Source organism: Vibrio sp. Y176 (genome assembly GCF_033438945.1).
Genome location: NZ_JAWOQS010000372.1, coordinates 1 through 785, shown reverse-complemented (window position 1 = coordinate 785; position 785 = coordinate 1). Strand labels below are relative to the sequence as shown.

The window sequence follows — 785 nt, the reverse complement described above, 5'->3', positions numbered from 1 at the left end:
TTCAACCATTCTTTTTCTAAGGCAGATTGCCAACTCGGATGCGGCTCAGCGCTAGATTTGAATTGTTGAGTATTTTTAGCCGAACCTGTTAGGTATTGGCTGCTTAGCACTGAAGGATCGCCCCAGATGTTAAGGTTACCTTTGCGAGATTGTGCTTCAGGGCTCAATAAAAAGTTTATCGCAACTTGCGCACCGGCACTGGCATTTGCGTTCCAAGGAATCGCTAAGAAGTGAATGTTTGAGAGTGCACCTGCGTCCATCGCATACGCTTTGGTGCTTTCTGCAAGATTACCACTCGATTGCGCAGAAAAAACCGCGTTTGGGTTAAAGGTAATCGCAAGATCAATCTGACCATCATCCAGTAATTGAAGCGTTTCAGCCGTCCCTCCTGGGAATTGCTTACCGCCACGCCAAGCAACTTTATGGAACTCATCTAGGTAAGCCCATAGCGGTTGAGTGATTTGCTCAAATGTTTCACCAGTGACTGGTTTTTGCAAAGCGGGATCGTTGTTGGTCAACTCAATCAACAGTGCTTTAATAAAGCTTGTCCCATGAAACTCTGGTGGGCGAGGGTAAGTAAGGCGATTTGGAAACGCTTTTGCGTAACTCAGCATTTCAGCAAAAGATCGAGGAGGGTTATGCAGGGTTTGCTCATCATGAATAAACACTAATTGCCCCACACCCCAAGGTGCTTCCAGACCTTCAGTCGGCTCTGAAAAATCCACATCAATTGGCAATGATTTATCAACGTACTGCCAGCTTGGCAAACCTTCAACAAAAGGACC

General features: G+C 46.1%; 1 protein-coding gene. It reads right to left on the bottom strand.

The window, feature by feature from the left end; all coding sequences use genetic code 11:
* Positions 1-785, bottom strand: a 785-nt coding sequence (locus R7O13_RS26145; RefSeq protein ID WP_318305111.1) for an ABC transporter substrate-binding protein, incomplete at both ends; no start/stop codon positions are given.